This window comes from Congregibacter brevis (assembly GCF_045689245.1).
GTDB classification, from domain to species: domain Bacteria; phylum Pseudomonadota; class Gammaproteobacteria; order Pseudomonadales; family Halieaceae; genus Congregibacter; species Congregibacter brevis.
On the sequence record NZ_CP136865.1, the window covers coordinates 347,077 to 373,150 of the forward strand.

At 55.2% G+C, this 26,074-nt stretch carries 16 protein-coding genes; 4 read left to right on the top strand and 12 right to left on the bottom strand.

Going from position 1 to position 26,074, the window contains the following annotated elements; all coding sequences use genetic code 11:
• Positions 1–42: 42 nt before the first annotated feature.
• The 9 genes from R0137_RS01475 to R0137_RS01515 form a co-directional block, all read right to left on the bottom strand.
• Positions 43–1,464, bottom strand: coding sequence for an FAD-dependent oxidoreductase (locus R0137_RS01475; protein ID WP_407327995.1), 1,422 nt, complete (start codon positions 1,462–1,464; stop codon positions 43–45).
• A gap of 22 nt (positions 1,465–1,486) precedes the next feature.
• On the bottom strand, positions 1,487–5,929 hold the full coding sequence (gene gltB / locus R0137_RS01480; protein ID WP_407327997.1) for a glutamate synthase large subunit: 4,443 nt from the start codon (positions 5,927–5,929) through the stop codon (positions 1,487–1,489).
• A gap of 154 nt (positions 5,930–6,083) precedes the next feature.
• On the bottom strand, positions 6,084–7,181 hold the full coding sequence (gene aroB, locus R0137_RS01485) for a 3-dehydroquinate synthase (RefSeq protein WP_407327998.1): 1,098 nt from the start codon (positions 7,179–7,181) through the stop codon (positions 6,084–6,086).
• A gap of 30 nt (positions 7,182–7,211) precedes the next feature.
• A complete protein-coding gene (aroK, locus tag R0137_RS01490) occupies positions 7,212–7,688 on the bottom strand; it encodes a shikimate kinase AroK (protein ID WP_407330048.1) in 477 nt (158 codons plus the stop codon).
• Between the two features lie 104 nt (positions 7,689–7,792).
• A complete protein-coding gene (gene pilQ, locus R0137_RS01495; RefSeq protein WP_407328000.1) occupies positions 7,793–9,979 on the bottom strand; it encodes a type IV pilus secretin PilQ in 2,187 nt (728 codons plus the stop codon).
• A gap of 19 nt (positions 9,980–9,998) precedes the next feature.
• Entirely contained in the window at positions 9,999–10,529 is a 531-nt protein-coding gene (locus tag R0137_RS01500) for a pilus assembly protein PilP (protein ID WP_407328002.1), read from the bottom strand.
• A 2-nt stretch (positions 10,530–10,531) separates the two neighbouring features.
• On the bottom strand, positions 10,532–11,146 hold the full coding sequence (gene pilO, locus R0137_RS01505) for a type 4a pilus biogenesis protein PilO (RefSeq protein WP_405271213.1): 615 nt from the start codon (positions 11,144–11,146) through the stop codon (positions 10,532–10,534).
• 3 nt (positions 11,147–11,149) lie between these two features.
• Positions 11,150–11,716 (bottom strand): PilN domain-containing protein, encoded by a 567-nt coding sequence (locus tag R0137_RS01510; RefSeq protein WP_405271212.1) that lies wholly within the window; start codon positions 11,714–11,716, stop codon positions 11,150–11,152.
• A complete protein-coding gene (locus R0137_RS01515) occupies positions 11,716–12,780 on the bottom strand; it encodes a pilus assembly protein PilM (RefSeq protein WP_405271211.1) in 1,065 nt (354 codons plus the stop codon). The genes R0137_RS01510 and R0137_RS01515 overlap by 1 nt, the downstream gene beginning before the upstream one ends.
• Positions 12,781–12,996: 216 nt before the next feature.
• Between R0137_RS01515 and R0137_RS01520 the strand changes: the two genes are divergently transcribed.
• Complete coding sequence (locus R0137_RS01520) at positions 12,997–15,438, top strand: penicillin-binding protein 1A (RefSeq protein WP_407328004.1); 2,442 nt, start codon at positions 12,997–12,999, stop codon at positions 15,436–15,438.
• On the opposite strand, the gene R0137_RS01525 is transcribed toward R0137_RS01520, so the two are convergent.
• Complete coding sequence (locus R0137_RS01525) at positions 15,423–18,551, bottom strand: efflux RND transporter permease subunit (RefSeq protein ID WP_407328005.1); 3,129 nt, start codon at positions 18,549–18,551, stop codon at positions 15,423–15,425. The genes R0137_RS01520 and R0137_RS01525 overlap by 16 nt on opposite strands.
• A 4-nt stretch (positions 18,552–18,555) precedes the next feature.
• Positions 18,556–19,629, bottom strand: coding sequence for an efflux RND transporter periplasmic adaptor subunit (locus R0137_RS01530; RefSeq protein ID WP_407328007.1), 1,074 nt, complete (start codon positions 19,627–19,629; stop codon positions 18,556–18,558).
• A gap of 128 nt (positions 19,630–19,757) precedes the next feature.
• On the opposite strand from R0137_RS01530, the gene R0137_RS01535 reads away from it, so the two are divergent.
• A complete protein-coding gene (locus R0137_RS01535; RefSeq protein ID WP_407328008.1) occupies positions 19,758–21,548 on the top strand; it encodes a gamma-glutamyltransferase family protein in 1,791 nt (596 codons plus the stop codon).
• Between the two features lie 75 nt (positions 21,549–21,623).
• On the opposite strand, the gene rpmE is transcribed toward R0137_RS01535, so the two are convergent.
• The gene (gene rpmE, locus R0137_RS01540; RefSeq protein WP_407328009.1) at positions 21,624–21,839 is read right to left on the bottom strand and encodes a 50S ribosomal protein L31; all 216 of its coding nucleotides are present in this window, start codon (positions 21,837–21,839) and stop codon (positions 21,624–21,626) included.
• Between the two features lie 178 nt (positions 21,840–22,017).
• On the opposite strand from rpmE, the gene R0137_RS01545 reads away from it, so the two are divergent.
• Both R0137_RS01545 and argS read left to right on the top strand, forming a co-directional pair.
• Complete coding sequence (locus R0137_RS01545; RefSeq protein WP_407328011.1) at positions 22,018–24,276, top strand: primosomal protein N'; 2,259 nt, start codon at positions 22,018–22,020, stop codon at positions 24,274–24,276.
• Between the two features lie 109 nt (positions 24,277–24,385).
• A complete protein-coding gene (gene argS / locus R0137_RS01550) occupies positions 24,386–26,068 on the top strand; it encodes an arginine--tRNA ligase (protein ID WP_407328013.1) in 1,683 nt (560 codons plus the stop codon).
• Positions 26,069–26,074: the final 6 nt, after the last annotated feature.

Below are 26,074 nucleotides of genomic sequence, written 5' to 3' on the forward strand. Positions count from 1 at the left end.
ATTCACAAGATCCAAACAATACATCGTGGTCAGAGGCGGTTACTAAACCTCAAGGTAATCAAGAATCCCCTCTGCTGCCTGGCGGCCTTCCCAAATTGCGGTCACTACCAAGTCTGAGCCGCGGACCATGTCGCCGCCGGCAAAGACTTTGGGGTTAGTCGTCTGAAAGCCGAACTTTTGATGTTCTTCGGCAACAACTCCTCCCCAGTCATTCACATCTATGCCGACGTCTTCAAACCATGGCGCAGGGCTTGGCTGAAAACCAAAAGCCATGATGATGGTATCGGCTTCCAAAACCTCCTCGCTGCCGGGAATAGCTTCAGGGCGACGGCGTCCGTCAGGCCCGGGCTCACCCAAGCGGGTCTGGACGGTTTTAACTCCACAGGCATCCCCGAAATACTCGACGACTTCTACGGGCTGGCGATTAAACAAGAACTCCACGCCCTCTTCACGCGCATTAGCAACTTCTTTACGCGAGCCGGGCATGTTCACTTCATCGCGTCGGTAAGCACAAATCACGTGCTCTGCCTGTTGGCGCACAGCGGTACGAACGCAATCCATAGCGGTGTCACCACCACCCAGAACCACGACTCGCTTACCTTTGAGGTTAATGTAAGCATCGGGATGCTGCTCAAATCCCAGATTGTTGTTGACGTTGCCAATAAGAAAGTCCAAAGCCTTATGCACGCCCGGCAAGTCCTCACCGGGAAAGTTTCCGCGCATAGGCTTATAGGTACCCATTCCCATAAAGACGGCATCGTAATCCTGGAGCAGCGTATCCATACTGATATCGCGGCCGATTTCAGTGTTTAGCTGGAACTCCATACCCATCTCAGTGAAAATTTCGCGACGACGCATCATGACCTGCTTCTCGAGCTTGAACTCGGGAATGCCAAAGGTCAGTAAGCCACCGATCTCAGGATAGCGATCGAAGATCACCGGCTTGACGCCCGCGCGCACCAGAATGTCTGCGCAGCCAAGGCCCGCAGGGCCAGCGCCAATAATGGCGACACGCTTATCAGTCGGAACCACATCCGAAAGATCCGGCCGCCAACCCATGGCAAAAGCCGTGTCCGTGATGTATTTCTCTGCGGACCCAATAGTTACGGCACCAAAACCATCATTTAGGGTGCAGGCGCCTTCGCACAGACGATCCTGTGGACACACTCGACCGCAGACTTCAGGCAGTGTGTTGGTTTGGTGACTCAGTTCAGCCGCTTCAAAGAGGTTGCCATCGGTGACCAGCTTCAGCCAGTTCGGGATGAAGTTGTGAACGGGACATTTCCACTCACAATAGGGATTGCCACATTCCAGACAACGATCACTCTGGTCTTCTACCTGCGCTTTGGTAAAAGGATCATAGATTTCTACGTACTCGGTCTTACGAGCAGGCAGGTGCTTTTTATCTGGGTCGGCGCGACCGACATCGATAAACTGAAAATTGTTACTTACGCGTCCACTCATTGAGGTCGCTCCAGCGTGTTACCTAGTCTGTTTCTCGCAGGCGGCTCAGCAGCTGCTGAAGATCGGCGGCCTTGGGTTTCACCAGCCAGAACTTACCTACGTAGTCTTCAAAATTTTCCTGAATCTCACGACCCCAGGAAGAACCTGTCTCGTCCACATGTTGCGTGAGAATATCCAGCAAGTGGGTTCGATAGGCTTCCATGTACTCCGAACTGACGCGATGAATCTCTACCAGCTCACTATTGTAGCGGTCGATAAACTGTCGCTGCTGATCAAGCACATAGGCAAAACCACCGGTCATGCCCGCGCCAAAGTTCACACCAGTATCTCCAAGAACCGTGACACAGCCACCGGTCATATACTCACAACAGTGATCTCCGGCACCCTCAACAACAGCGTGAGCGCCTGAGTTACGAACAGCAAAACGTTCGCCAGCGATTCCCGCGGCATAAAGTGCACCGCCAGTGGCACCGTAGAGACAGGTGTTGCCAATAATGGTGGTTTCCTGAGAAGCATAGCGACTATTTTCGGGCGGATAGATCACCAGCTTACCGCCGGCCATACCCTTACCCACGTAGTCGTTGCTGTCTCCCTCGAGATACATGTGCAGGCCGCCGGCGTTCCACACGCCAAAACTTTGCCCTGCGGTCCCCGTGAGCTTGAGAACCAACGGCGCATTCTCCATACCCATGTTGCCGTGACGTCTGGCAATCTCGCCAGAGAGTCGCGCGCCGATGGATCGATCGCAGTTGGTAACGGCGAACGCATACTCTCCGCCACTTCCTGACTCAATTGCTGACAGCGTCTCCGCCAGCATGGCCTCGGCTTTCTCGCCGCGGTCAAAGGGATCATTAGAGGCGACCATGCAAAATTCTGGCTGCCCCTCGGCGTCTTCGGATTTATGAAGAATAGGTGCAAGATCCAGCGACCGCTGCCTCGGAGTATCCCCCGGCAAACGGTGCAAAAGATCAGTCCGACCAATCAACTCTTCCAAGGATCGCATACCCAAACTTGCCAACCACTCACGAGTCTCTTGGGCAACGAAGGTAAAGAAGTGGACGACCATTTCTACGGTGCCATTGAAGTGATCGTCGCGCAGATATTCGTTCTGCGTAGCAACACCCGTGGCGCAATTGTTCAAATGGCAAATTCGCAAGTACTTACAGCCCAACGCAACCATGGGCGCCGTGCCAAAACCGAAGCTCTCCGCTCCAAGTATCGCGGCCTTTACAACATCAAGGCCAGTCTTCATGCCACCGTCGGCTTGCAGTCGAACGTTGCCACGCAATCCGTTACCCCGGAGTGTTTGCTGCACCTCCGCAAGGCCTAACTCCCAGGGCGAACCCGCGTGACGAATAGAGGTTAGAGGGCTTGCGGCGGTTCCACCGTCATAGCCACTAATGGTAATAAGGTCTGCGTAGGCTTTCGCCACACCCGCGGCAATGGTTCCAACGCCGGGTTCAGAGACCAGTTTTACCGATACCAGCGCCGTGGGATTGACCTGTTTAAGATCAAATATCAGCTGCGCGAGATCTTCAATAGAATAGATATCGTGATGCGGTGGCGGCGAAATGAGCGTCACGCCGGGTACAGAGTAACGCAATCTGGCGATCAACTCGTTGACCTTGCCGCCGGGGAGCTGACCGCCCTCACCAGGCTTGGCACCCTGAGCAACCTTGATCTGCAGCACCTCCGCGTTCACCAAATAGTGTGGCGTCACACCAAAGCGGCCCGAAGCAATCTGTTTGATCTTGGATACACGCTCTGTTCCAAAACGCGCGGGGTCTTCACCGCCTTCGCCGGAGTTTGAGCGAGCCCCCACGCGATTCATAGCCGCAGCCAGGGCCTCGTGCGCCTCAGGACTCAAAGCACCGAGGGACATACCAGCGGAGTCAAAGCGCTTCATGATCGCCTCAACCGGCTCCACCTCATCGATGGGAATCGGGCCTTCACTGGCCACTGGCGTAAACAAGTCACGCAGCGTTGCAACGGGACGCTCGTTTACCAGCTTTGCGTAGCGCTGATAATGACCGTACTCGCCGGTAGACACTGCTTGCTGGAGAGTCATAACCACATCGGGGTTGAACGCGTGATACTCCTGCCCGTGGACATACTTTAAAAGGCCGCCCTGACTAATACCTTTGCGATTGCTACTCGCCAATCTTGCGAGTGCTTCGGAGTCTTCCTGAAGGTCGACAAAACGCGCCCCCTCGATTCGGCTCGCAACACCACAGAAAGCCAGATCGATCACTTCCCGTGACAAACCCACAGCTTCAAAGAGCTGCGCGCCGCGATAGGAACTCACAGCGGAAATACCCATCTTGGACATGATCTTGAGTAGGCCTTTGTTAAGGCCGCGGCGGTAGTTCTTGTAGCAGGCACCGGGTTCACCCAAGAGCTCTCCGTTGCGCAAGAGATCTTCCAGTACCGAATAAGCGAGATAGGGATACACTGCCGTAGCCCCGAAGCCAAGCAAACAGGCTATCTGGTGCGAGTCTCGGGCGCTCGCGGTTTCGATCAATAGATTGGCGTTACAGCGAAGACCTTTCTGAATCAGATGGTGATGCACCGCGCCCGTGGCCAACAAGCTGTGCACGGGTAGACGGCCTACTTCGATGCGTCGATCTGACAGCAACAAAATAGTTTTTCCGTCGCGTACTGCCTTCTCGGCCTGCTCTTTAAGTGCCTCGACGGCACTGCGCAAATCTGTTTCTTTCGGGTCAAAGCTGCAATCAATATCAGCCACGTGAAAGCCGGGGCGATCCAAGTTGATCAGCGTGTTGAACTTGCCTTGCGACAATACAGGGGACGTCAAAATTACCCGATCCGCATGCTCCGGGCCCAGATGAAACAGGTTTCGCTCCACACCGATAGCGGTTTCCAGCGACATAACAATCGCTTCGCGAAGGGGGTCGATGGGCGGATTAGTAACCTGAGCAAACTTCTGCCGGAAGTAGTCGTAAAGAGAACGCTGTTTGAGCGACAGCACCGCCATGGGCGTATCGTCGCCCATGGAGCCCACAGCTTCGTTGCCGGACTCGGCTAACGGGCGCAATACCTGCTCGCGCTCCTCAAAGCTCACCTGAAACATCTTCATGTAAGCCTGCAAGTCTTCCGGGTCTATGCCCTGAGAGCCCTCGCCGTGAAAACTACCCACGATGCGCTGGGAGCTTTCTTTTAGCCAACGCTTGTAGGGATGTGCCGATTTAAGTCGATTGTCGATCTCATCGGTTTGCAAAAACTCACCGGTGTGAGTATCGATGACCAGTAACTGTCCCGGCCCAACCCGGCCTTTGGCCACCACATCTTCATTGCGATAATCGTAGGTGCCGATTTCCGATGCCACGGTAATAAAGCCATCAGTCGTTCGCACCCATCGCGCCGGACGTAAGCCGTTTCTGTCCAGCAGGCATACTGCGTAGCGACCGTCAGTCAGTACTATCCCTGCCGGTCCATCCCAGGGCTCCATATGCATGGAGTGGTATTCGTAAAAAGCCTTGAGATCGGGATCGATAGACTCGATGTTCTGCCAGGCTGGTGGGATCAACATACGCAGAGCCCGAGGCATATCAACGCCGCCAGTAAGCAACACATCTAACATATTATCGAGGCTAGATGAGTCAGAACCGCTGCGATTCACAAGAGGAGCGATATCCGCGATGTCGGGTAAGCGGTCGTTTTCGAATAGGGCTGTGCGCGCCGTGGCCCAGTTCCGGTTGCCATCAATGGTATTGATCTCACCGTTGTGCGCCAGCAGTCGAAAAGGCTGAGCCAGGGGCCATCGAGGCATGGTGTTAGTAGAGAAACGTTGGTGGAACACACAGATAGCGGTGCACAGACGCTCATCAGAAAGATCGTGATAAAAGCGCGGCAAATCCACGGGCATGACCAGTCCTTTATAGGCGATCACCCGTGAAGACAGGCTGCAGATATAAAACTCGGGATCGTCTGCAGTGGCCATTTCGGTTTTGCGGCGAACGACAAACAAGGCTGTAGATAGCTGATCCTGCGTTAAGTCACCGGCGTCGATAAACACCTGCTCAATGCGCGGCAAACCTGCCAATGCAATCTCACCACAGACCGTGGTATCCACCGGCACTTCCCGCCAGCCCACAACCCTCAGGCCTTGATCTTTTAGGGCTGTCTCCAGTGCATCGCGCCCAGCCTGAGCGGGCGCCGCATCCTGATTAAGAAAAATCTGTCCTACCGCAAGACGACCAATGCCGTCGGCATCGAAATGTTCTTTGGCCAACGCGCGCATAAACGCCTCGGGCATTTGCATCAGCAAGCCACAGCCATCTCCAGTCCGGCCATCAGCTGCGATGCCGCCACGGTGGGTCATGCACGTCAGGGATTCGATAGCCACCTGTAACAAACGGTGACTCGCGTCGCCCGACATGTGCGCGATAAGACCGAATCCGCAGTTGTCGCGGACTTCCTCAGGTCTGTAAAGGCCTGCGCTCATACTCTGGTTGTATTCCTTGCAAAACAATTACTTGTGTCCGCTCTTAAGCTCAAACGACGGCAAAAAGAGTCGGTCGATACCTGCTGCTGCGGGGTCTTTCCTGCAGGCGGGGGGGAGCAAGTTTACACAGATGCTAAAAGCGGAACAAACCCGTTTACGAGGGGGTAAAAGTAGCTAGAAAGCTCTCTAGTTCGGCTTGGGGCAGATCGTCGAAAATACAGGCTTTGCCAATTTCATCAAGGAGCACGAGTCGCAAGCGTCCATCGACTACCTTTTTATCCCGCAGCATGTGCTGGGTCCAAGTGCTTATCAGCATATCCTCCGGGGGCGCTGTCGGCAGGCCCATAGCCTCAAGCCACTGTATAAGTCGATCGACATCGTTATCGGTAATCGATCCACGACTCGCTGATAGTCGTGCGGCGAGCACCATGCCGGCTGCTACGGCCTCTCCATGGAGCCAACTGCCATAGCCTTGCGCAGCCTCGATAGCGTGCCCAAAGGTGTGCCCGAGATTGAGAATGGCGCGAACGCCGCCCTCGCGCTCATCTTCTGCGACGACCCGTGCCTTCGCCGCACAGCTGCGCTTGATGGCTTCAGAGAGCACAGCTTTGTCGCGGGCTACAAAGTCATCTTTATGCTGATGCAGCCACTCGTAAAATGCAGGGTCACAAATCAACCCGTACTTGATCACCTCGGCAAGCCCGGCTGCATACTCCCGCGCTGGCAAACTATCCAGAACATCTGGATCAATAAAAACGGCCTGGGGCTGATAGAAGGCACCTATCATGTTCTTGCCCAGAGGGTGATTGACACCGGTCTTGCCGCCCACACTGGAATCCACTTGGGCTAACAGAGTGGTGGGTATCTGAATGAAGTGCACACCTCGCTGATAGCTTGCCGCAGCGAAGCCGGCCATATCGCCCACAACTCCTCCGCCGAGGGCAATAAAACTGGTGCTGCGATTGTGATTGTCGGTCAGTGCTGTATCAAAAATCTGCTCCAGATTCGCGAGAGTCTTATGCTCCTCACCATCGGGTAGAAGCACCTGAGAAACCTTAAGAGAAGAATCCAACCCCGAAAGCAGTCGCTCAATGTATAGAGGTGCGACTGTGGTATTGCTGATAATGACGACCTGCTTGCCCTTGATATGACGATTCAGGCGAACGGAATCGTCCAGCACCCCGCTCTCTATATAGATGGGGTAGCTGCGCTCACCAAGCTGGACATTTAAAGTCGTGTTGAGAGTACTCATTTACGAAAACCGCGCTAAAACTTTGGCGCGCTAAGGTAACTGCGCAAGGAGTCTCTGTGCAATAACCTTAGGGCTAGTGCTGTCGGTATCGATGACATGATCCGCAATATCTCGATAAAAAGGATCACGAAGCGCAAACAACTCCCTAAGCTTTGCTTCAGGGTCATCGCCATTCAACAGCGGGCGGCTGCGGTCCCCGCGCGTTCTGCGGATTTGCTCGTCCAAGGTAGCGTGCAGGTAGATAACAAAACCGCGAGACGCAAGGACTCGGCGATTTGCTTCGCGCATAACGACGCCGCCGCCGGTGGCAAGAACTGTGTGGTCAAGGAGTGTCATCTCATCGATGACGGATTCTTCACGATCACGAAAACCTTCTTCGCCTTCGACATCAAAGATCCAGGCGATATCAGCGCCCGTGCGGGATTCTATTTCGGAGTCGCTATCGGCAAATCCCAGTTTGAGGCCTCTTGCCAGCAATTTACCAATCGTCGTTTTTCCCGCGCCCATGGGGCCCACAAGAAAGACGCGGTTGTAGTTGCTCATAGAGAGCTACTCACAGAGCGTTGCTCACGAGCCCAGTGCCGTCAATCGCTGGCAGCACTGGACGCGCATCAATCGAGCAATGTGTCGGCGAGGATCCGTGGCGTAATAAAGATCAGTGTTTCGGTCTTAGTTCGCTGACTGGACTCGTTGCGGAACAGGGCGCCTACGTATGGAAGGTCACCGAAGAACGGTACCTTGCTGGTCGTCTCGAGGTTCTCTGTGCGGAATACGCCACCCAGAACGACCGTCTCACCGTTACCCACCAAGACTTGGGTTGTGAGCTGAGTCGTATCAATCGCAGGAATCAGACCGCCCTGACCTGACGGCACAAGGTCACCTACAGAATCCTGATTGATAATCAGGTCGAGCAGAATGCGGTCATCTGGCGTGATGTTCGGCGTCACGTCCAGCTTCAATACCGCTTCCTTAAACTGTACAGCGGTTGCGCCACTCGCAGCCGCCTGCTGGAACGGAATCTCCGTACCTGATTTGATCGTGGCTGGTTGCTTATCGCCAGTAATAACTTTTGGCTGAGAAACCACCTCACTCTTACCCGCTGCTTCCAAAGCCGAGAGCTCTGCGGTCAGGAACAGCTCGCTGGACGTAAAGCCCACGGCGAAGCCACTGGTTGCACTGCCCGAACCGAGATCAACTAATAGAGCCCCTGGGTAAGACAGATCGGGCTGCGTACCGTTAATCACCGAGTTATTCAAATTGACGGCGTTCGCGGAATCGCCGGACACGGACAAGATGTTGCCGTTCGCGTCGGGATCGAGGTAACCACCACCCCACTGGATGCCCAACTCTTTCTCAAGGTCAGACTGCGCGATCACAATGCGCGACTCAATCATCACCTGGCGAATGGGGATATCTACTCGATCAATGAGTTCGCGAATTTCAGCTAGCTTTGAAGAGGTCTCTGTCACGATCAACGAGTTGGTGCGCGCTTCAACAATCACCGAACCGCGCGTTGAAATAAGACTGCCACCATCTTCAGAACCCGCCTGAAAGAGGCCCACAATATCCGCTGCATTGGCATAGCGGATGCGGATGAACTCACTGGATAGGGGCGCGAGTTCCGCGATCTGCTTGTTAGCTTCAATCTCCTGACGCTCACGCTCTGCAATTTCTGCAGCCGGCGCAACCATCAGCACGTTACCGATCTGACGCTTATCCAAACCCTTGGTTTTAAGAACCAGCTCCAAAGCCTGATCCCAAGGAACGTTCTTCAGGCGCAAAGTGATACGACCCGCAACCGTGTCACTCGCCACGAGGTTCAGCTCGGTAAAGTCTGCAATCAACTGCAACACCGCGCGTACTTCAATATCCTGGAAGTTCAGAGAGATGCGGTCGCCCACGTAGGCAAACTCGTTGCGTCGCTCTTCCGCTTCTTTCTTGCTCAGTGGCTTGATGCTAACCACGTACTCGTTATCGGTTTGATAGGCCAAATAATCAAAAGGACCCGCTGTTTTCAGGGTCAGCGCCGTGCCTCTCTCAGAAGTGTTTACATCAACACTGTTTACCGGAGTTGCAAAATCAGTCACATCGTAGCGACGCAGTAGTCGCTCAGGAATATCCGTATCTAGAAACTCGACTTTGATATCGCCGCTCTCACTGAACACGTTGACGTCAACTGAAGGGTCCGTGAGCTGAAGGATGAGCCTACCCTCTCCGTCAGGAGAGCGCTGAAACTGAAGATCGGAGATGCTGGAGCGTACATCCGCTACGGCTTCTATTTTGGTCTTGACCGAATTCGCATCGCTCTCCTGCTTGAAATACTCGGCGTCAGCATCCTGACCAACGGTCAAAAACAGGCTGTTTCCATCAACACGGGTCTCGTAGGGAACGAGCTTTACAAGATTGAGTACCAAGCGCGTGCGGTCACCGGACTCCAGTACTAAAACGCCGGTAGCATTGCCGTAGGGCAGACTGTAACGGCGACGTTCAAGCTGCGAAGTCGTGTTTGGAAAATCAATGGAAATACGGGCGGGCTTCTCAATAGTGTAAGACTGAAGCTCAGCAGGTGGCGCCTCATCAAAGTCCAAACGTACTTCAAACTTGCTGCCGGGTCGCGAGCTAAACTCGATGTCCGTTACCGCCGTTGCAAGTGCCTGAGTACTGCCCCAACAGGCAAACAATGCAGCCGCTACACGGAGGGCTGGTCGGCTCAAAGTTTTCAGCCATGCCGTTCCGCTAGCGCATTCATGCTCCGCGCTCACAGCCATCTCAGCCCTCGCAGTTTGATTTCCATTCATGGTCTTCACCCAGGGCGACCTACAAGCCGCTCAGTTCTATGGTGCGCGGTCGCTCAACCCAACCGTCGCTTGTGCCGTCCGTAACAATTTCCACCACGGCCAAATACGTGTCTGTCATCTCAACAATCTTGCCGTGGTTACGACCAAGATAGTTGCCAACCTGCACCCGATGTATACCTCCTTCAGGATCTTTCACTAGGGACCAGCTATTGATCCCTCTATCGAGCGTACCCACCATGGCAAGGGAATCGAAGGTGTACTGCTCGAGAAACTCCTTGGCGCGATTATCGTCAGGCTTTATGGCGCTGATGGATTGCAGCTGAGTAATCTCCCGAACCTCAATAGGTCGGTCAAAGGGACTGCGCAGACGCGTAGCGCTATAGGCAAACGCTTCATAGGCCTTAAATGTGGGGATCGGCGCGATAATGCCGCCGGGGCGCGCACGCTTTTCTGCCATGAAACTATCGAGATCGGAAAAATCTCGCGAAGTGCACGCAGCCACAGACAGGATAAGCGGTAAGAGCAGCGTCAGACGCGCTTTCACGTTCATGATCACCCCTCCCCGTCCTTATAGCGATAGGTCTTGGCGGTGATGTTCATGCTCAGTGCAGCGGAGTTTTCGCCATTTGCACTAATTGTAAAGTCGTGGAGCGTCACGATTCGTGGCAATCCTGCCATGCCGCTCACAAAAGCGCCCAGATCGTGGTAGGAACCGCTCGCCACGATGGCAATGGGTAACTCCACATAAAACTCTCGACTCACCTCGGGCTGCAAATCGATACTGCTGATCGCAAGGCCGTTCAAGAGCCCCTTATTGGTAATGTCTTCCAGCAAACCTGGCACTTCCGTGTCTGACGGCAGCTGACTGATTAGCGCACCAAAGGATTCTTCCATTTCCGCCATCTGCCGGCGGTAAGCGTCCAGGTTCGCAACCTGAAAAGCTTTCTTTTCGTAATCCTGCTTTAAAGTCGACTCGCGACTCTGCACGCTCGCAAGCTGCAGCTGCAAATCCTTGATGTGGTAGTAATAGCCGCCCACGAGAACCAGCGCAAACAGCAAAATACACAAGATGGTCTTAACCACCACCGGCAGGGAGCCGATGTTGTCGAGGTTAATGTCATTGACATCAAACTCCCGGAGCGAACGCAGCGTGTCATCTAACGCCATCGATCAATCCCCCGACTCATTGTCTTTAGCGGGCAAGTCCACCTTCACGCTGAGATCGAAGGTGTTGGCCTGATCACCGTAGGTGGGCGCTGCTCGAACCGCATCCAGGTTAGGCTCTTTTAACCAATCCGACGCATCCAGACGACGCATCAAACTGGACACTCTGTTATTTGACTCCGCGACGCCCTTTACGCTCAGGTCCACGTCCCGGGCACTGACGTTAGTGTAGAAAACGCCATCGGGCACGGTCCGTACCAGCTGATCCAGCACGCGAACAATAATTGGTCGGTTGCCCTGTAACTCCTGAATAACCCGCATACGTTCGATAAGCTGATTACGCTTACGCTGGAGGTCTTTAATCTCTTCTACCTGTTTATCCAGCTCGCGGATATTAGAAGCGATGTAGTCGTTGCGCGCTTTCTGGCTATCGATTTGAGAGTTTACGAAGCGATCCCCCAGCATCACCAGAATCACCGCCGCTGCCGCTACCAAGCCCAGAATGCTCAGGAAGGCACGCTTGAGTTCCTCGCGCCGGGCTTCTCTCCAGGGGAGTAAATTAATACGCGCCATTAATCGAAGCTCCGCAGCGCCAGACCACAGGCGATCATCATCGCGGGTGCGTCACTACCCAGAGCCACCGCGTTTACCCGGGGAGAAATTGTCATTTCGGCAAAGGGATTGGCAACTACCGTGGGTGTGCCCAGCTGCTCCTGAACCAGCTCTGACAGGCCGTCCATAAAGGACACCCCGCCCGCCATGATGATGTAATCCACGTCGTTGTACTGGCTCGAAGAAAAGAAAAGCTGCAGCGATCGAGTAACCTGCTGAACCACTGCGTCGCGGAAAGGATTCAGCAATTCTGGCTCGTAGTCATCGGGAAGACCGCCCTGCTTTTTAGCAAGACCGGCCTCCTCGAGAGGAAGTCCATAGCGACGCATGATTTCATCCGTGAGCTGCTTACCGCCGAACAATTGCTCTCGGGTATAAATAGTATTGCCGTTCTTTAAAACGCTGAGCGTCGTCATCGTTGCGCCGATATCAACGATAGCAACTACGCTGTCTTCTTTAAGCTCCAGATGCTCACGGATGAGCGAGTAAGAACGCTCCATCGCGTAGGCTTCAACATCAACGACCTTCGCCTCCAAATCAGCCGACTCTATTGCTTCAACTCGAAGGTCAATGGTCTCGCGACGGCATGCCGCTAAAAGCACCTCGACCATATTCTCGCGCTCTGCGGAGGGGTTCTGCACTTCAAAATCAAGCGCCACCTCTTCAAGCGGGTAGGGAATGTATTGATCGGCTTCCAGGGTGAGCTGAGTCTCCATCTCGTCATCGGAGAGGCCCACGGGCATATCAATGAGCTTAGTAATCACCGATGAACCGGCGACAGCGGCCGAAACCAGCTTTAGCTTCGAGCGCGACTGCGCAACAACGCTACGCACAGCATTGGCCACGCCATCCACGTCATTGATGGCTTTCTCAACTACAGCATCCTGGGGAAGCGAACAGACCGCATAACTCTCTACGCGGTACTTGTCCCCAGTTCGACTGAGCTCCAACAGCTTTACCGTTGTGGAGCTAATATCGATCCCCAACAGCGGCGTCTGCTTACGTTTTCCTAGCAACCCAAGCAAGTCGTTTTCCTATAAGTTTCACGGACTTAGCTTTACTTTGTGTTCTTATACTTCAATATTAAGCGTTAAGATAGCCTACAATGCAATCAAAACACAAAAAAAGCATATAATTACCATCAACAAACATCCACAGTCTTGCACGAAATACGCTGAAATCACTGCAGATACAGGTGCTTTACAGCGAAGTCGAGTGAACAACACTACTCCGGAGACACTGTGAAATTGCTGCGCTGGCCCCTACGCCTTACGGTGTTGGGCTTTTTTGGTGGCTGCTGGCTATTTGCCGGCATCTACTTATATCTCAGTCCCAATCTCCCGGATGTGGAGACCCTTCGTGACGTTCGCCTGCAAACGCCTATGCGCGTGTACACGCGCGATGGCGATCTCATCGGCCAGTTTGGCGAGCAAAAGCGTAACCCCCTGACCTACGATCAAATTCCTCAGCAGTTTGTGCAGGCTTTGCTTGCAGCGGAAGACGACGGGTTCTTCTCGCACGGCGGCATCGATTTTGGCGGTTTACTGCGCGCAGTATCCGAGCTCGTTCTCACTGGCCAGAAGGGTTCCGGGGGCAGCACGCTGACCATGCAGGTCGCTCGCAACTATTTTCTAACCCTTGATCGCACCTTCATGCGCAAGTTCAACGAGATCCTCCTCGCTATCGAGATCGAGCGCCGCCTGTCGAAAGAAGAGATCTTCGAACTCTATGTCAATCGTGTGTTTCTGGGGCACCGCTCCTACGGTTTCGAAGCTGCCTCTCAGGTGTACTACGGCAAAGGCATCGGTGAACTTAACCTTGCACAACATGCGATGCTTGCAGGCATCCCAAAGTCCCCATCACGCAACAATCCGATCAGCGGCCCCGAGGCCGGTAAAGACCGGCGAAACTGGATTCTCCGTCGAATGCTCACACTGGGATACATTGATCAAGTGGCTTACGATAATGCCGTCCCCATGCCTGTTGTCGCAACGCAGCATGGCGCACGTATTACACTCGAAGCCCAGTACGCCGCAGAAATGGCGCGCCGCCAAATGGTCGATCGCTACGGTATGTCGGCCTATAACGAGGGCTACAGCGTTTACACCACCCTGGACGGTGATCTGCAGCAAGTTGCGAGCGCCGCCGTTGTAGATGGACTGATCACCTACGATTCGCGCCACGGCTACCGCGGACCAGAAAAACAATTACTCGAGTCAGAGCTGGCACCGAACGCCCCGCTCCCACTAAAGGATTGGCTAGCTACACTCACAGACACTCCGGTTATCGCAGGACTGGAGCCGGCGGTCGTTACAGCGGTAGACGACACAGGTATTTCGGTCTTACTCAGTAACAGCAAGCAAGCGCGAGTAGAGTGGGAAGACGGATTACGCCAGGCACGACCCTACATCAGCGAAGATCGTATGGGCTCAGCACCCGCCGTGCCTGCCGATGTTGTAGCCCTGGGTGACTTGGTTCGAGTGAAGCTTACGGAGGACGGGACATGGCGTTTTGCCCAGGTACCAGATGCTCAAGCGGCGCTGGTGTCGCTGAATCCTAATAACGGTGCCATCGTCAGCCTGGTTGGCGGGATCGGCTTTGAGAAGAGCAAGTTCAATCGTGCTACGCAAGCGCAGCGCCAACCCGGCTCGAACCTCAAGCCATTTTTGTACAGCGCGGCCCTGGACGCGGGTTTCACTGCCGCAAGCATCATCAATGATGCACCCATCGTGATGCAGGACCGGTCACTGGAAGGCGTATGGCGGCCCGAAAACGATAGTGGCAAGTTCTTCGGCCCCACCCGACTGCGCTGGGCGCTGACGAAGTCGCGCAACCTGGTCTCCATTCGCTTGCTGCAGCAATTAGGCATCCGTCGTTTTATCAATTATGCCGACCAGCTGGGCTTTGATACCGAGGATTTTGCGCCGGACCTGTCTTTGGCGCTAGGCACACACGCCATGAACCCCCTGGAGATCGCCGGGGCCTACGCGATCCTTGCCAACGGCGGCTATCGGGTAGAGCCCTTTCTTATTGAGCGCATCGACAATCTCGCCGGCGAGCAAGTCTTTGTAGCGCGGCCTCCCACCGTGTGCCGAGACTGTGAAGACAACAGCGTTAGTACTGTTGTTGGTGGCGACGACGGCGAAGAATTATCTATGGAAGAAATCCTGTCTGCAAAGGAAGACGCCCTACCCGCTCCCGAGCGAGTTATGGATGAACGAGTCAACTTTATTGTGAACAGCATCCTCCAGGACGTCATTAAAGAGGGCACGGGAAGGCGTGCTCTAGTACTGAAGCGTGACGATCTCTCAGGCAAGACGGGTACAACCAACGGCCCCATGGATGCATGGTTCTCTGGCTATAACCCAGACGTGGTTACCACCACATGGGTCGGCTTCGATAACTACACACCTCTTGGCCGCCGAGAATTCGGTGGCACCGCAGCGCTGCCGATATGGATCAATTACATGCGCGAAGCCCTTGCGGGTCTTCCCGAGAGTCCTCGCAGACTCCCGCCGGGCGTCAGCTATGTGCGCATCGACCCTGACACTGGACTTCTGGCCACAAGCGATCAGCGCAATGCGATTTTTGAGTACTTCCGGAACGAGCACCTACCTGAAGAAGGCGAAGGAGACGGCGCCGGTCCCAAGGGGACCGACGACCTGATTCAAGAGATTTTCTGAGCCTCTGCATTGGGCACTTCGCCACGCTCTGCTGCAAGTTCTCGCATTTCCCGAGCAATAGATTCTGGAGAGCCCGTACCTCTCGCAACGATGCTATAAATCGCAGGCACTAGATAGAGCGTAAACAAAGTCGCAACACTCACGCCAAATAGCACAACAATACCCAGTACATTACGGCTCATGGAACCAGGGCCTTCCATCAACACCAGTGGAAGCGTACCCACAATCGTTGAAACGGCTGTCATAAGCACGGGCCGCAAACGCAGTACCGAGGCTTTGACAATGGCCTCGCCAAAATCCCAACCCTCATCGCGCACCTGGTTAATAAACTCCACGAGGAGGATACCGTTCTTGGTCGCGATACCGATCAGCATAAGCAGCCCGATTTGACTGAACAAATTGAAGCTTTGTCCGGTTAAAAATAGGCCCAGCAATCCGCCCCCCAAAGCGAGAGGCACGGTGACCATAATGACCGCCGGGTGGACGAAGCTTTCAAACTGCGCCGCCATAACCAAAAACAGCACCAGCAGAGCCAAACCGAACGCAAAGTAAATGTCGCCGGAGGATTCTTTGTAGTCCAGAGACTGTCCTTTGTAATCAACCTTCGCATTCGTCGGAAGATTGTCGTCAACGGTCTGCTCCAAAAACGCTAAAGCGTCCCCTAGGCTCACATCCCCCGAGAGAGTCGCGTTAATAGTCACCGCCCGTAGTCGGTTGTAACGCTGAAGCTCGGCGATACCCGCGACATTGTCCGCATCAAGAAGATTTGACAACGGAATGAGTTCACCACTGGCACTGCGAACGCGCACATTGCCGATGTCGTCGGGCGTCGCTCTTTGATTGTCCTGCAGTTGTACAATGACCGGATACTCTTCCTGGTCTACAGAGTAGGTCGTCACTTCCTGTTCGGTCATCAGCGCCTGCAGCGTCTCCGCTACGTCACGGGCGCTCACGCCTAAAGAAGCTGCTCGCGCGGTATCAATACGCAGATGTACCTGCTGCTGAGTTTCCTTAAGGTCCGAGTTCAGCATCCCGAAGAGGCCACTTTTACGTGCCTCGTCCATGACGACATCCCGCCACTGGGCAAGGGTCTGATAGTCCGGGCCCTGGAGCACAAACTGCACGGGCGTATTCGGGCCTCGCTGGCCCAGCCCCGCTGGTACAAAAGTCATGACGCGGATTCCCGGCACGTCTCGCCAGGTCTCAGCCATCTGATCCCGCAGTTCGAAAGCGCTGTAATCCCGCTGATCCCAAGGCACCATGGAGATGCGCGAGAAAGCCGTAGAAGTCGAAGTGGAATTACGAAAAGGTGCAACGAACAGAACCCGTGTGAGCGACCCAGCCTTCTCAAGCTCCAGCAGCGGCGGCTGCAGCTGTTCAATAATTCCCCGCATGGATTCTATGTTGGTGCCTTCCTGAGTGTTAATGATCGCCATGATCTGATCTTGGTCTTCAACGGGCACATATTCCTGCTTAAGCTGCTGAAACAGGAGAGGTAGCATCACAAAAGCCAAGACCGCAGCCACCAAAGATATCCATGCGTGGCCCAGCAGATAGCGCAGGCTTGTTTCGTATCCAGATCGAAGTCTTGTCATCGCTGCTTCGACAGCCCTGTCGAGAAAACTATGTGACGTCTTACGGCGCAGCACTTGACTGCACAGCATAGGAACGAGGGACAAGGCGAGGACCGACGAGATACAAACAGCAACAGAAATAGTCACCGCCAGCTCCACAAACAAACGCGAGGACGCGTCCTGCAAAAACACAACGGGACTAAACACTGCCAACAGCACCGCCGTTGTTGCGATAACGGCAAAACCCACTTGTTGAGCCCCACCCGCCGCAGCAAGCAATGGCGGCTCACCGTCTTCGACCCTACGGAAGATGTTCTCCAACACCACAATAGCATCGTCCACGACCAGCCCTACGGCCAGCACCATAGCCAGAAGCGTAATGAGATTTAGGGAATAACCCATGGCCTGCAGCGCAATGACCGCTCCTAGCAGCGATACCGGAATACACACCACCGGGATGAGAGTCGCCCTGATGGTCCCGAGAAAAAGAAGGATTACAAAGGAAACCAAAGCTATGGTTAGTGCAATAGTCGTGTAGACGCCATTAATAGCGGCGCGAATAAAGGCTGAAGCATCACCGGATGAAGCGACGGCCATCCCATCGGGAAGGTCGTTATCTATCGCACGCATCTCTTTTTGAACCTTATCGAGAACCTCTACGGTGTTGGCATCGGACTGCTTCACAACACCCACAGAAACACTGTTTTCGCCGTTTGAGAAAAACAGTCGCCGACGAGTAGAGGGTCCCTCTTCCACCCGCGCCACCTCTGCAAGGCGCACGAGATGGCCATCATCACCACGGCGTACAACGAGACGACGGAAATCCATAGCGCTGCGATAACTGCGCTCAACACGCACGGGGAGCTCCATGTACTGAGAGTCCAATCGACCCGCGGGCAGCTCTACGTTTTCCTGACGTAGGGCGGCCAGAACATCACTCACGGCCAGTTGCCGAGCACTCAGCTTCTGACGATCCAACCAAATTCTCATAGACCTGGGGGCGCCGCCGAAGACCCGTACCGATGCGACACCGGGAAGCACTGCAAAACGATCAACGATATAGCGCTCGGCATAATCGGTGATGTCCATGGGCGACATGCCTTCACCGGCCACGCTGATGTACACGAGAGGAGTAGTTTCACTGTCGGCCTTGGTCACTTGAGGCCGCTCGGCCTCCTCGGGGAGGCGGCGACTGGCCCGGGACACGCGGTCGCGCACGTCGTTCGCTGCCGCGTCTATATCGCGACCCAACTCAAACTCCACGGTGATTGTGGATCGCCCATCAGCACTACTACTGCGGATCGTGCGTATGCCCTCAATACCACCGATCTCATCCTCAATGGGCTGAGTAATCCGTGTTTCGACCACATCTGACGCTGCGCCCTCGTAGTTGGTCACGATGGATACCTGCGCGGGAGACATATCCGGATACTCCCGGGTCGACAGCTGCAGAAAAGCCATAACGCCAAAGGAGACGAGCAGTAATGCAATTACCGTGGCAAAGACGGGGCGCTGTACAGAAATCTCGGGGAGTCGCATCTGTTTATGCCCCAATGCCCGCCAGCGAGTCCGCTTCGGACGCCAGGTTAGATTCGCGGACTTTTACGCCCGGCCTTAAGGTCATCTGTCCATTGCGCACAACGCGATCCCCAGGGGACAAACCCGAGCGTATTTCTATGAGTCCCGGCATGCGCCTACCAATCTCCACCGTAACCCGTCGGGCGATGGACTCATCATCAACAATGAACACAGAGCTCTGTGCACCACTTTGGACCAAAGCTGTTTCTGACACCACGATACCCGGAACTTCGCCCAAGGAAACGTTCACGGCCATCAGCATGCCGGGACGCAGCCGCGCGTCTTTGTTATCGATGAGTGCACGCACAGAAAAAGCCCTCGTAGCAGGATCAACCCTGCTACCGATCTGCGTCACTTCCCCTGCAAAAGATTCTCCGTCCCAGGCCGTGCTCTTCGCATCCACAGAGTCGCCGATATCGATCTGTGACAGATAGTGCTCTGGCAAAGTGAAATCCAGCTTCATAGGGTTAACGTCATCAAGTTCGGCGATAACCGTCCCTGGCGTTAGCAAAGCACCAACACTGATACGACGTAGTCCAATAACGCCATCAAACGGTGCGCGAATAGTACGATCCGCAATACGGGAACGCAGCGCCTCAAGAAGAGCTGCATTGGCATCGACCCGAGCACGGGCAACGTCAATCTCTGCAGCTGTTGCAATGTCCTTGCCTAGGGTGAGAAAGCGATCCAACTGTAGTTGGGTTTCTCGCAGCTTGGCTTCGGCTTCTCGCAGCAAGGCCAATTGCTCTACATCGATGAGCTCTACCAGTACTGCACCGGCTTCAACGAGCTCTCCGCCCTCGAAATAGACGGCACTGACCTGCTCCGTAAGCTTTGCAGTAATCGTTACGGATTCATTGCCTACCAGAGTGCCGACTGACTCTGCATCCTGAACAATCAGTGCAAGCTCGGCGATTTCAGTTTCAACGAGCACAGCGGAACTCGCGGCAGGGCGCTCAGCCATCGTCGCCGCAGGGTCCTCACAGGCACTCAAGGCCACAATAGACAATACACCGAGCAGCCAAAGCGTGCTTCGCATTCTGTTCTCCTAAATAAGTAGGGCTTGTGCTACAAATAGCTTCAGTAGATATACCTTCTTATTATAGGCTGTATCCCACGATTGGCGCTGAAACTATCAGCGCTTCCTTAACTTACTGTGAACATCTTATGCCTTTGTCGACTAAGTCTCTTCGGAATCCGGCCCTAGCGCCGCTGCTTCTATCGCCCATCCTGATTACGCTTTACGGATGCACGCCGGGACCCAAGGTCGACGAGGTCGCCAATACCGCCGAGAAAACGATGGTGACTTTCGGCGACGCCATGGTGGTCACGGCCAACCCTATCGCTACCAGCGTGGGTGAGGAGATCCTTCGTGCGGGTGGCAGCGCCGTTGACGCCGCCGTTGCGATTGAGTCGATACTCAGCTTGGTTGAGCCACAAAGCTCGGGCCTTGGCGGCGGCGGATTCATGGTCTATTACCATGCCGCCGATCAGAGCATAGAAGTGTATGACGGCCGAGAAAAGGCACCTCTAGGCGCTCACAGCGATATGTTCTTGCAGGAAGACGGTACACGCTACGGTTACCTTGAGGCCAAAAACAGTGGACTCTCCATTGGCGTACCCGGGATGGTGTCCATGCTCGACCTGGCCCACAGTGATCGCGGGCGTTTACCCTGGGGAGATCTACTTGAACCCGCAAAGCGTCTTGCAACCGAGGGCTTTATACCGTCGCCTCGATTGCGCTCCTTTTTTGAAAAATATGGCATGCGCCTGATTCCAACCACCCTGGAACAAGGCCCACTGGACGCTTACCAATACTTCTTTGACGATAACGGCACCATGAAAGACCGTATCGTGAATATCGAGTATGCGGACACTCTCGACATTATTGCGAAGGATCCCAAAGCTTTTTACCGCGGACCCCTCGCCGAAGCCATGGTGTCAGCGGCTGCTCATTCACCTCGTGCCGGCACGCTCAGTCTGGATGATCTTGCCAGCTATTCGGCCCGCAAGCTCGAGCCACTTTGCATGGATTACCGGGAACTCACTCTCTGCGGCCCGCCTCCACCCTCATCCTGGGTCGCCGTCGGCATGACTTTGGGGATGCTTGAAGCGACCAACTTTCCTACCGGCGACGAAATGACCGACTGGGCAATGTTCACTGAGGCCCAACGTTTGGCCTACGCTGACCGCGACTTCTATGTCGCAGACGACGATGCTGTGGCCGTACCCCTGAGTGGAATGCTTAATCGAGACTACCTAGCGCAACGCGCTGCCTTGATTAGTCCCGATGGCGCGGCGGAAAAAGTACTCGAAGGGGACCCTTGGGCATTTGATGTTGAACGCACTGCGGCACTTCCCGGAAGAGATACCACCATCGACTACGCCGGTACCACACACTTCGTGGTCGTGGATAAGTGGGGCAACGCCGTTTCAATGACCGCGACGGTAGAGAGCATTTTCGGATCCACCCGCATGGCTGGCGGCATGTTCCTCAACAACGAACTCACGGATTTTGCCAAAGAGCCACGAGACGCCGACGGCGTGCTGGTCGCCAACCATCCCGCCCCGGGCAAGCGCCCACGCTCCTCCATGTCCCCCACCATCGCACTCAACAGCGACGGCAGCTTTAACATGGCGACCGGCTCTCCCGGCGGCAACTCGATCATCGCTTACACACTCAAAACCCTCGTGGGCGTTATCGATTGGGAGCTAACTCCCCAAGAAGCAGTGAACCTGCCAAACGTGGTTGCACGCGGTGATACCGTCCGCGTCGAAAGCGCGAGAGCCTCCGCCGAGATGCTTGAGTCCATGCGCGCCTTTGGATTTCAGATCAAAGAATCTGCCGGTGAAAACTCCGGATTAAGCGTTATCTTGCGTCACGATGACGGCAGCCTCGAAGGGGGCGTTGATCCTCGCCGTGAGGGGACGATTGCAACGATTACGCCTGAACCCTGAGGCACAAAAAAACCCGCAGGCAGAAGCCGGCGGGTTTTTCTTAGAAGCGGCTCTGACACCGCTCCCAAAATGGTTCTACCTAGCAGTACCGCGAGCGCCAAAGCGCTTCTTGAATCGATCTACGCGACCGCCGCTATCGACAATCTTCTGCTTCCCGGTAAAGAACGGGTGGCAGTTTGAACAAACGTCGATGTTAAAGTCCTGACCCAGCGTCGAGCGGGTCTGGATCTTGTTGCCACAGCTACAAGTCGCAGTCACGTCCTCGTAACGGGGATGAATTTCAGCTTTCATGGTGTATCTCCAGTATGTTGATGCCGCCACCCGAACCCACACGCCTGCTTCCATGAAGCCGGTCGCGCTATGCCAGGCACCGCATCCGGGAGTCACCTACTCTGGGCAATAAGCACCATGGGCAGGTAAACGGGGCGCGGAGTTTAGCAGAAACTGCGATTGGTGCAATACACCGGCAATGTCAGTAGTAAAGGATACAGATTGCTCCGTCGAACCGTCGACGCTTTGCTATGCTCGCGTCATCGTGACCCATACCGAAAAACCTGTGGTCCTTCGCGTAGCGGCACCCGTTCCTCTGCGAAGACCCTTTGACTACCTCGCTCCCGAGGGTCGAAACCAGGGCTCCCTTAGCCCCGGGATGCGCCTGCGCGTGCCTTTTGGTAAACGGGAGGTAACTGCGATTCTACTGGAGGTTGTCGAGGAGGCTAGCGTCGATGCCGAGCAATTGCGCCCAGCCCTGGATGTTTTAGACAGCGAGTCGCTGCTCGGCCCAAGCATGATGGCTCTGTGCAATTGGTCGTCAGACTACTACCAGCATCCTATCGGCGAAGTCTTCAGTGCAGCCATTCCAAAGGCGCTCCGAGAGGGGCGGAGCCTGACCGAAACCCATTGGCGCCTGACAACACAGGGTGAGGGCTTACCAGAGGGCGCACTCAGTCGTGCTCGGTCCCAGGCCAAGGCATTATCGCTATTACAGCGCGGCGAGCAGCTACCCGAGACCCTTAAAGCCGAGGGCGTGTCCAGTGCAGTGCTTCGCGAGCTGACCAATAAAGGCCTAATCGAGCGCTGTCGCGCATCCGCGCACATACCCAGCGCAGCACTGGAACAAGAAGGCCCGCCCCTCGGCACCGAACAAGCACAAGCTGTCGAGGCCATTGTGGGAGGGAGTTTTAGCTCCCACCTGCTGCAAGGTGTAACCGGTAGCGGCAAGACCGAGGTGTATCTTCGCTTAATCGCTGCCTGTCTTGAACGTGGCGAGCAAGCACTAGTGCTTATCCCTGAGATTGGCTTAACACCGCAAACGGTCAAACGATTCGAGGCGCGGTTCAAATCACCCGTAGCGGTACTCCACTCAGGCTTGTCGGATGGTCAGCGTTTCGCCGCGTGGCAGGCCGCGCAGGCGGGGACAGCGGGCATCGTTATGGGAACCCGGTCGGCGATTTTTACGCCTCTGGCACGACCGGGCCTCATCGTCGTCGATGAAGAACATGACGGCTCTTACAAGCAGCAAGATGGCTTTCGTTACTCTGCCCGCGACGTCGCTGTTAAGCGAGCTCAGCTGGAGGACTGCCCGGTGATTCTTGGTAGCGCCACTCCTTCTCTGGAATCTCTCGAGAATGCACGGCGGGAGCGCTATGACCACCACTTTCTCAGGGGACGTCAAGGCGGTGGCGAACTGCCAATGCTCGAAACGGTGGATTTACGCGGCCTGCATCTCAATGCAGGAATCAGCGATTACCTCATGGCGGCTATTCGCGACACCGTTCAGATCCAGAAACGGCAGGCGCTACTCTTTTTGAACCGGCGGGGCTTTGCGCCGACGCTCCAGTGCCACAGTTGTGGATGGGTTGCCGGCTGCGATCATTGCGACGCACGACTTACCGTGCATATGCGCAAACGCTGCCTGCGCTGCCATCACTGCGCGGCTCAGCGTGCATTACCTTCCCACTGCCCGGACTGTGGGGGCACCTCGCTACTGACTCATGGATTGGGCACTGAACAAACCGAAGAGTTCTTACGCAGCGTGCTTCGTTGCCCGGTGCACCGAGTGGACAGCGATGCCATGCGTGGCGCCGATGCCATGCAGTCACTCCTCGAGGTTGCCCACGGTGAAGAACCCTGCGTAATACTGGGCACACAAATGCTGACGAAAGGTCATCATTTCCCCGCCGTGCAGCTAGTGGGCGTTATCGATGCCGACGCCCTGCTCTACTCCGCGGATTTTCGTGGCGAGGAGCGCATGGCCCAACTGGTGGTGCAAGTAGCAGGACGGGCAGGTCGTGAGTCCGCCGGTGGCAAGGTATTGATCCAAACACACTACCCCGACGACCCCTTATTCGGCGCACTACGGGGTGGGCACTTCGAATCCATAACCAGTTCTTTACTGGAAAAAAGGCGAAGCTCGGGACTGCCCCCCTACGGACAGCTCATGCTCCTGCGTAGTGACGCTCGCAATGAGCGTGATGGCGAGGCGTTTTTACGGGCCGTGCAAAAAGAAGCCAAACCCTACCTTCCCAGCGACTGCCAGCTCATTGGCCCCCTGCCCTCAGCAATGCCCCGCCGGGCGGGACGCTTCCGCTGGCAATTGTGGTGCTTGAGCGCCTCTCGCCGAGGCGCTATGACTGCAGCTCGATTACTGGTGGATCGGGCCGAAACCCTTAAAAAGCCCAGAGAGCTAAGCTGGTTTATCGACGTAGACCCAAGCGATGTTTTGTAAATCAGCCCATAGACAAGACAAAGCAGACTGCAAATCTGGCAAAGCCGTGATTGAAGCGGGATAATGCCTCCGCGCGTCGTCTGCGACGCACCATCGACGGAAAAACATCATGAAAGATACCGTTGCCGCACTATTAAGTGAGGCACTCCAAAGCATTATCACCGCTCGGGGCGCAGACATTAGCGCCCCGAAGATTCAAGTGGAAACCACTCGCGACGCTGCCCATGGTGACCTTGCGAGCAATATCGCTCTGGCTAGCGCCAAGCTGCTCAAAATGCCCCCCCGGGAGCTTGCTCAGGCAATCTGTGAGGCCCTGCCAGAGAACGCCATCATCGATCGCACGGATATTGCCGGTCCCGGGTTTATTAACTTTTTCCTGTCCAAAGACAGTCAAGGGGCTGCTCTTCTACAAGTACTAAGTGAGGGAGAGAAGTTTGGGCATAGCAATTCAGGCGCGGGACGCAAGGTGCAGGTGGAGTTTGTATCCGCCAATCCAACGGGCCCACTGCACGTTGGACACGGACGAGGCGCGGCGGTCGGAGACAGCCTCGCGAGAATATTGGATGCCTGCGGCTGGGAAGTCGTGCGAGAGTTCTACTACAACGACGCCGGCGCGCAAATCAACAATCTGGCCCTATCAGTTCAAGCGCGCTGCAAAGGTTTGAGCCCCGAAGACGAAAGCTGGCCCGAAGACGGCTATCGTGGAGAGTACATCGCGGAACTCGCTCAGGCGTACCTTGCAGGGGAAAGCGTAGAAGCCAGCGACAAATCTGTAACCGCAGTAGGGGATAGTGACGATCTAGATGCCATTCGTGAATTTGCTGTGGCCTGGCTGCGCCGGGAGCAGGATCTCGACCTCCAAAGCTTTGGCGTGTCCTTTGATGTGTTCTTTCTGGAATCATCGCTCTACGAATCAGGCGAAGTCGGCACTGCGGTGGAGCGATTGATTGAAAGTGGAAACACCTACACCAGCGACGATGCTCTCTGGCTTCGCACCACCGAATTTGGTGATGACAAAGACCGCGTCATGCGGAAAAAGGATGGTGGTTATACCTATTTTTTGCCCGATGTCGCCTATCACTTAAACAAGTGGCGCAGGGGCTTCGAGCGCGTGATAAACGAGCAGGGCGCCGATCATCACAGCACCGTGACCCGGGTTCGCGCCGGACTTCAGGCCCTTGGCGAAGGTATCCCCAAAGGATGGCCCGAATACGTACTTCACCAGATGGTTACGGTCATGCGCGACGGTCAGGAAGTGAAACTGTCAAAACGTGCGGGCAGCTACCTCACCCTCCGGGACCTTATTGGTGAAGTAGGTCGCGATGCCACACGCTACTTCCTGGTGGCGCGCTCACCAAACTCGCAGCTAACTTTTGATATTGATCTGGCGCTGTCCCAGTCCAATGACAATCCCGTTTTTTATATTCAGTATGCGCATGCCCGCGTTTGCAGTGTCCGCCGTAAGTTTATCGAGGAAGGCCTGTCGGTTGAGCTGGATTCAGAGGCTCTTGCGTTGGAGCGTCTGGTAGAGCCGCAGGAGATAGAGGTACTCAAGCAGCTGGCGCGTTTCCCCGAGATCGTCGCCCGAGCCGGAACCAGCGCCGAACCCCAGCAAATCGCCAATTATCTTCGCGAGCTTGCCGGAGAATTTCACGCCTATTACAACGCTCACAAGGTACTCATCGAGGATGCGGAGCTGCGCAACGCACGCCTCGCGCTAACGACGGCCGTCGGGCAGGTGATCGCCAATGGCCTAACTCTTTTGGGTGTATCGGCTCCGGAGAGTATGTAGAGCCCC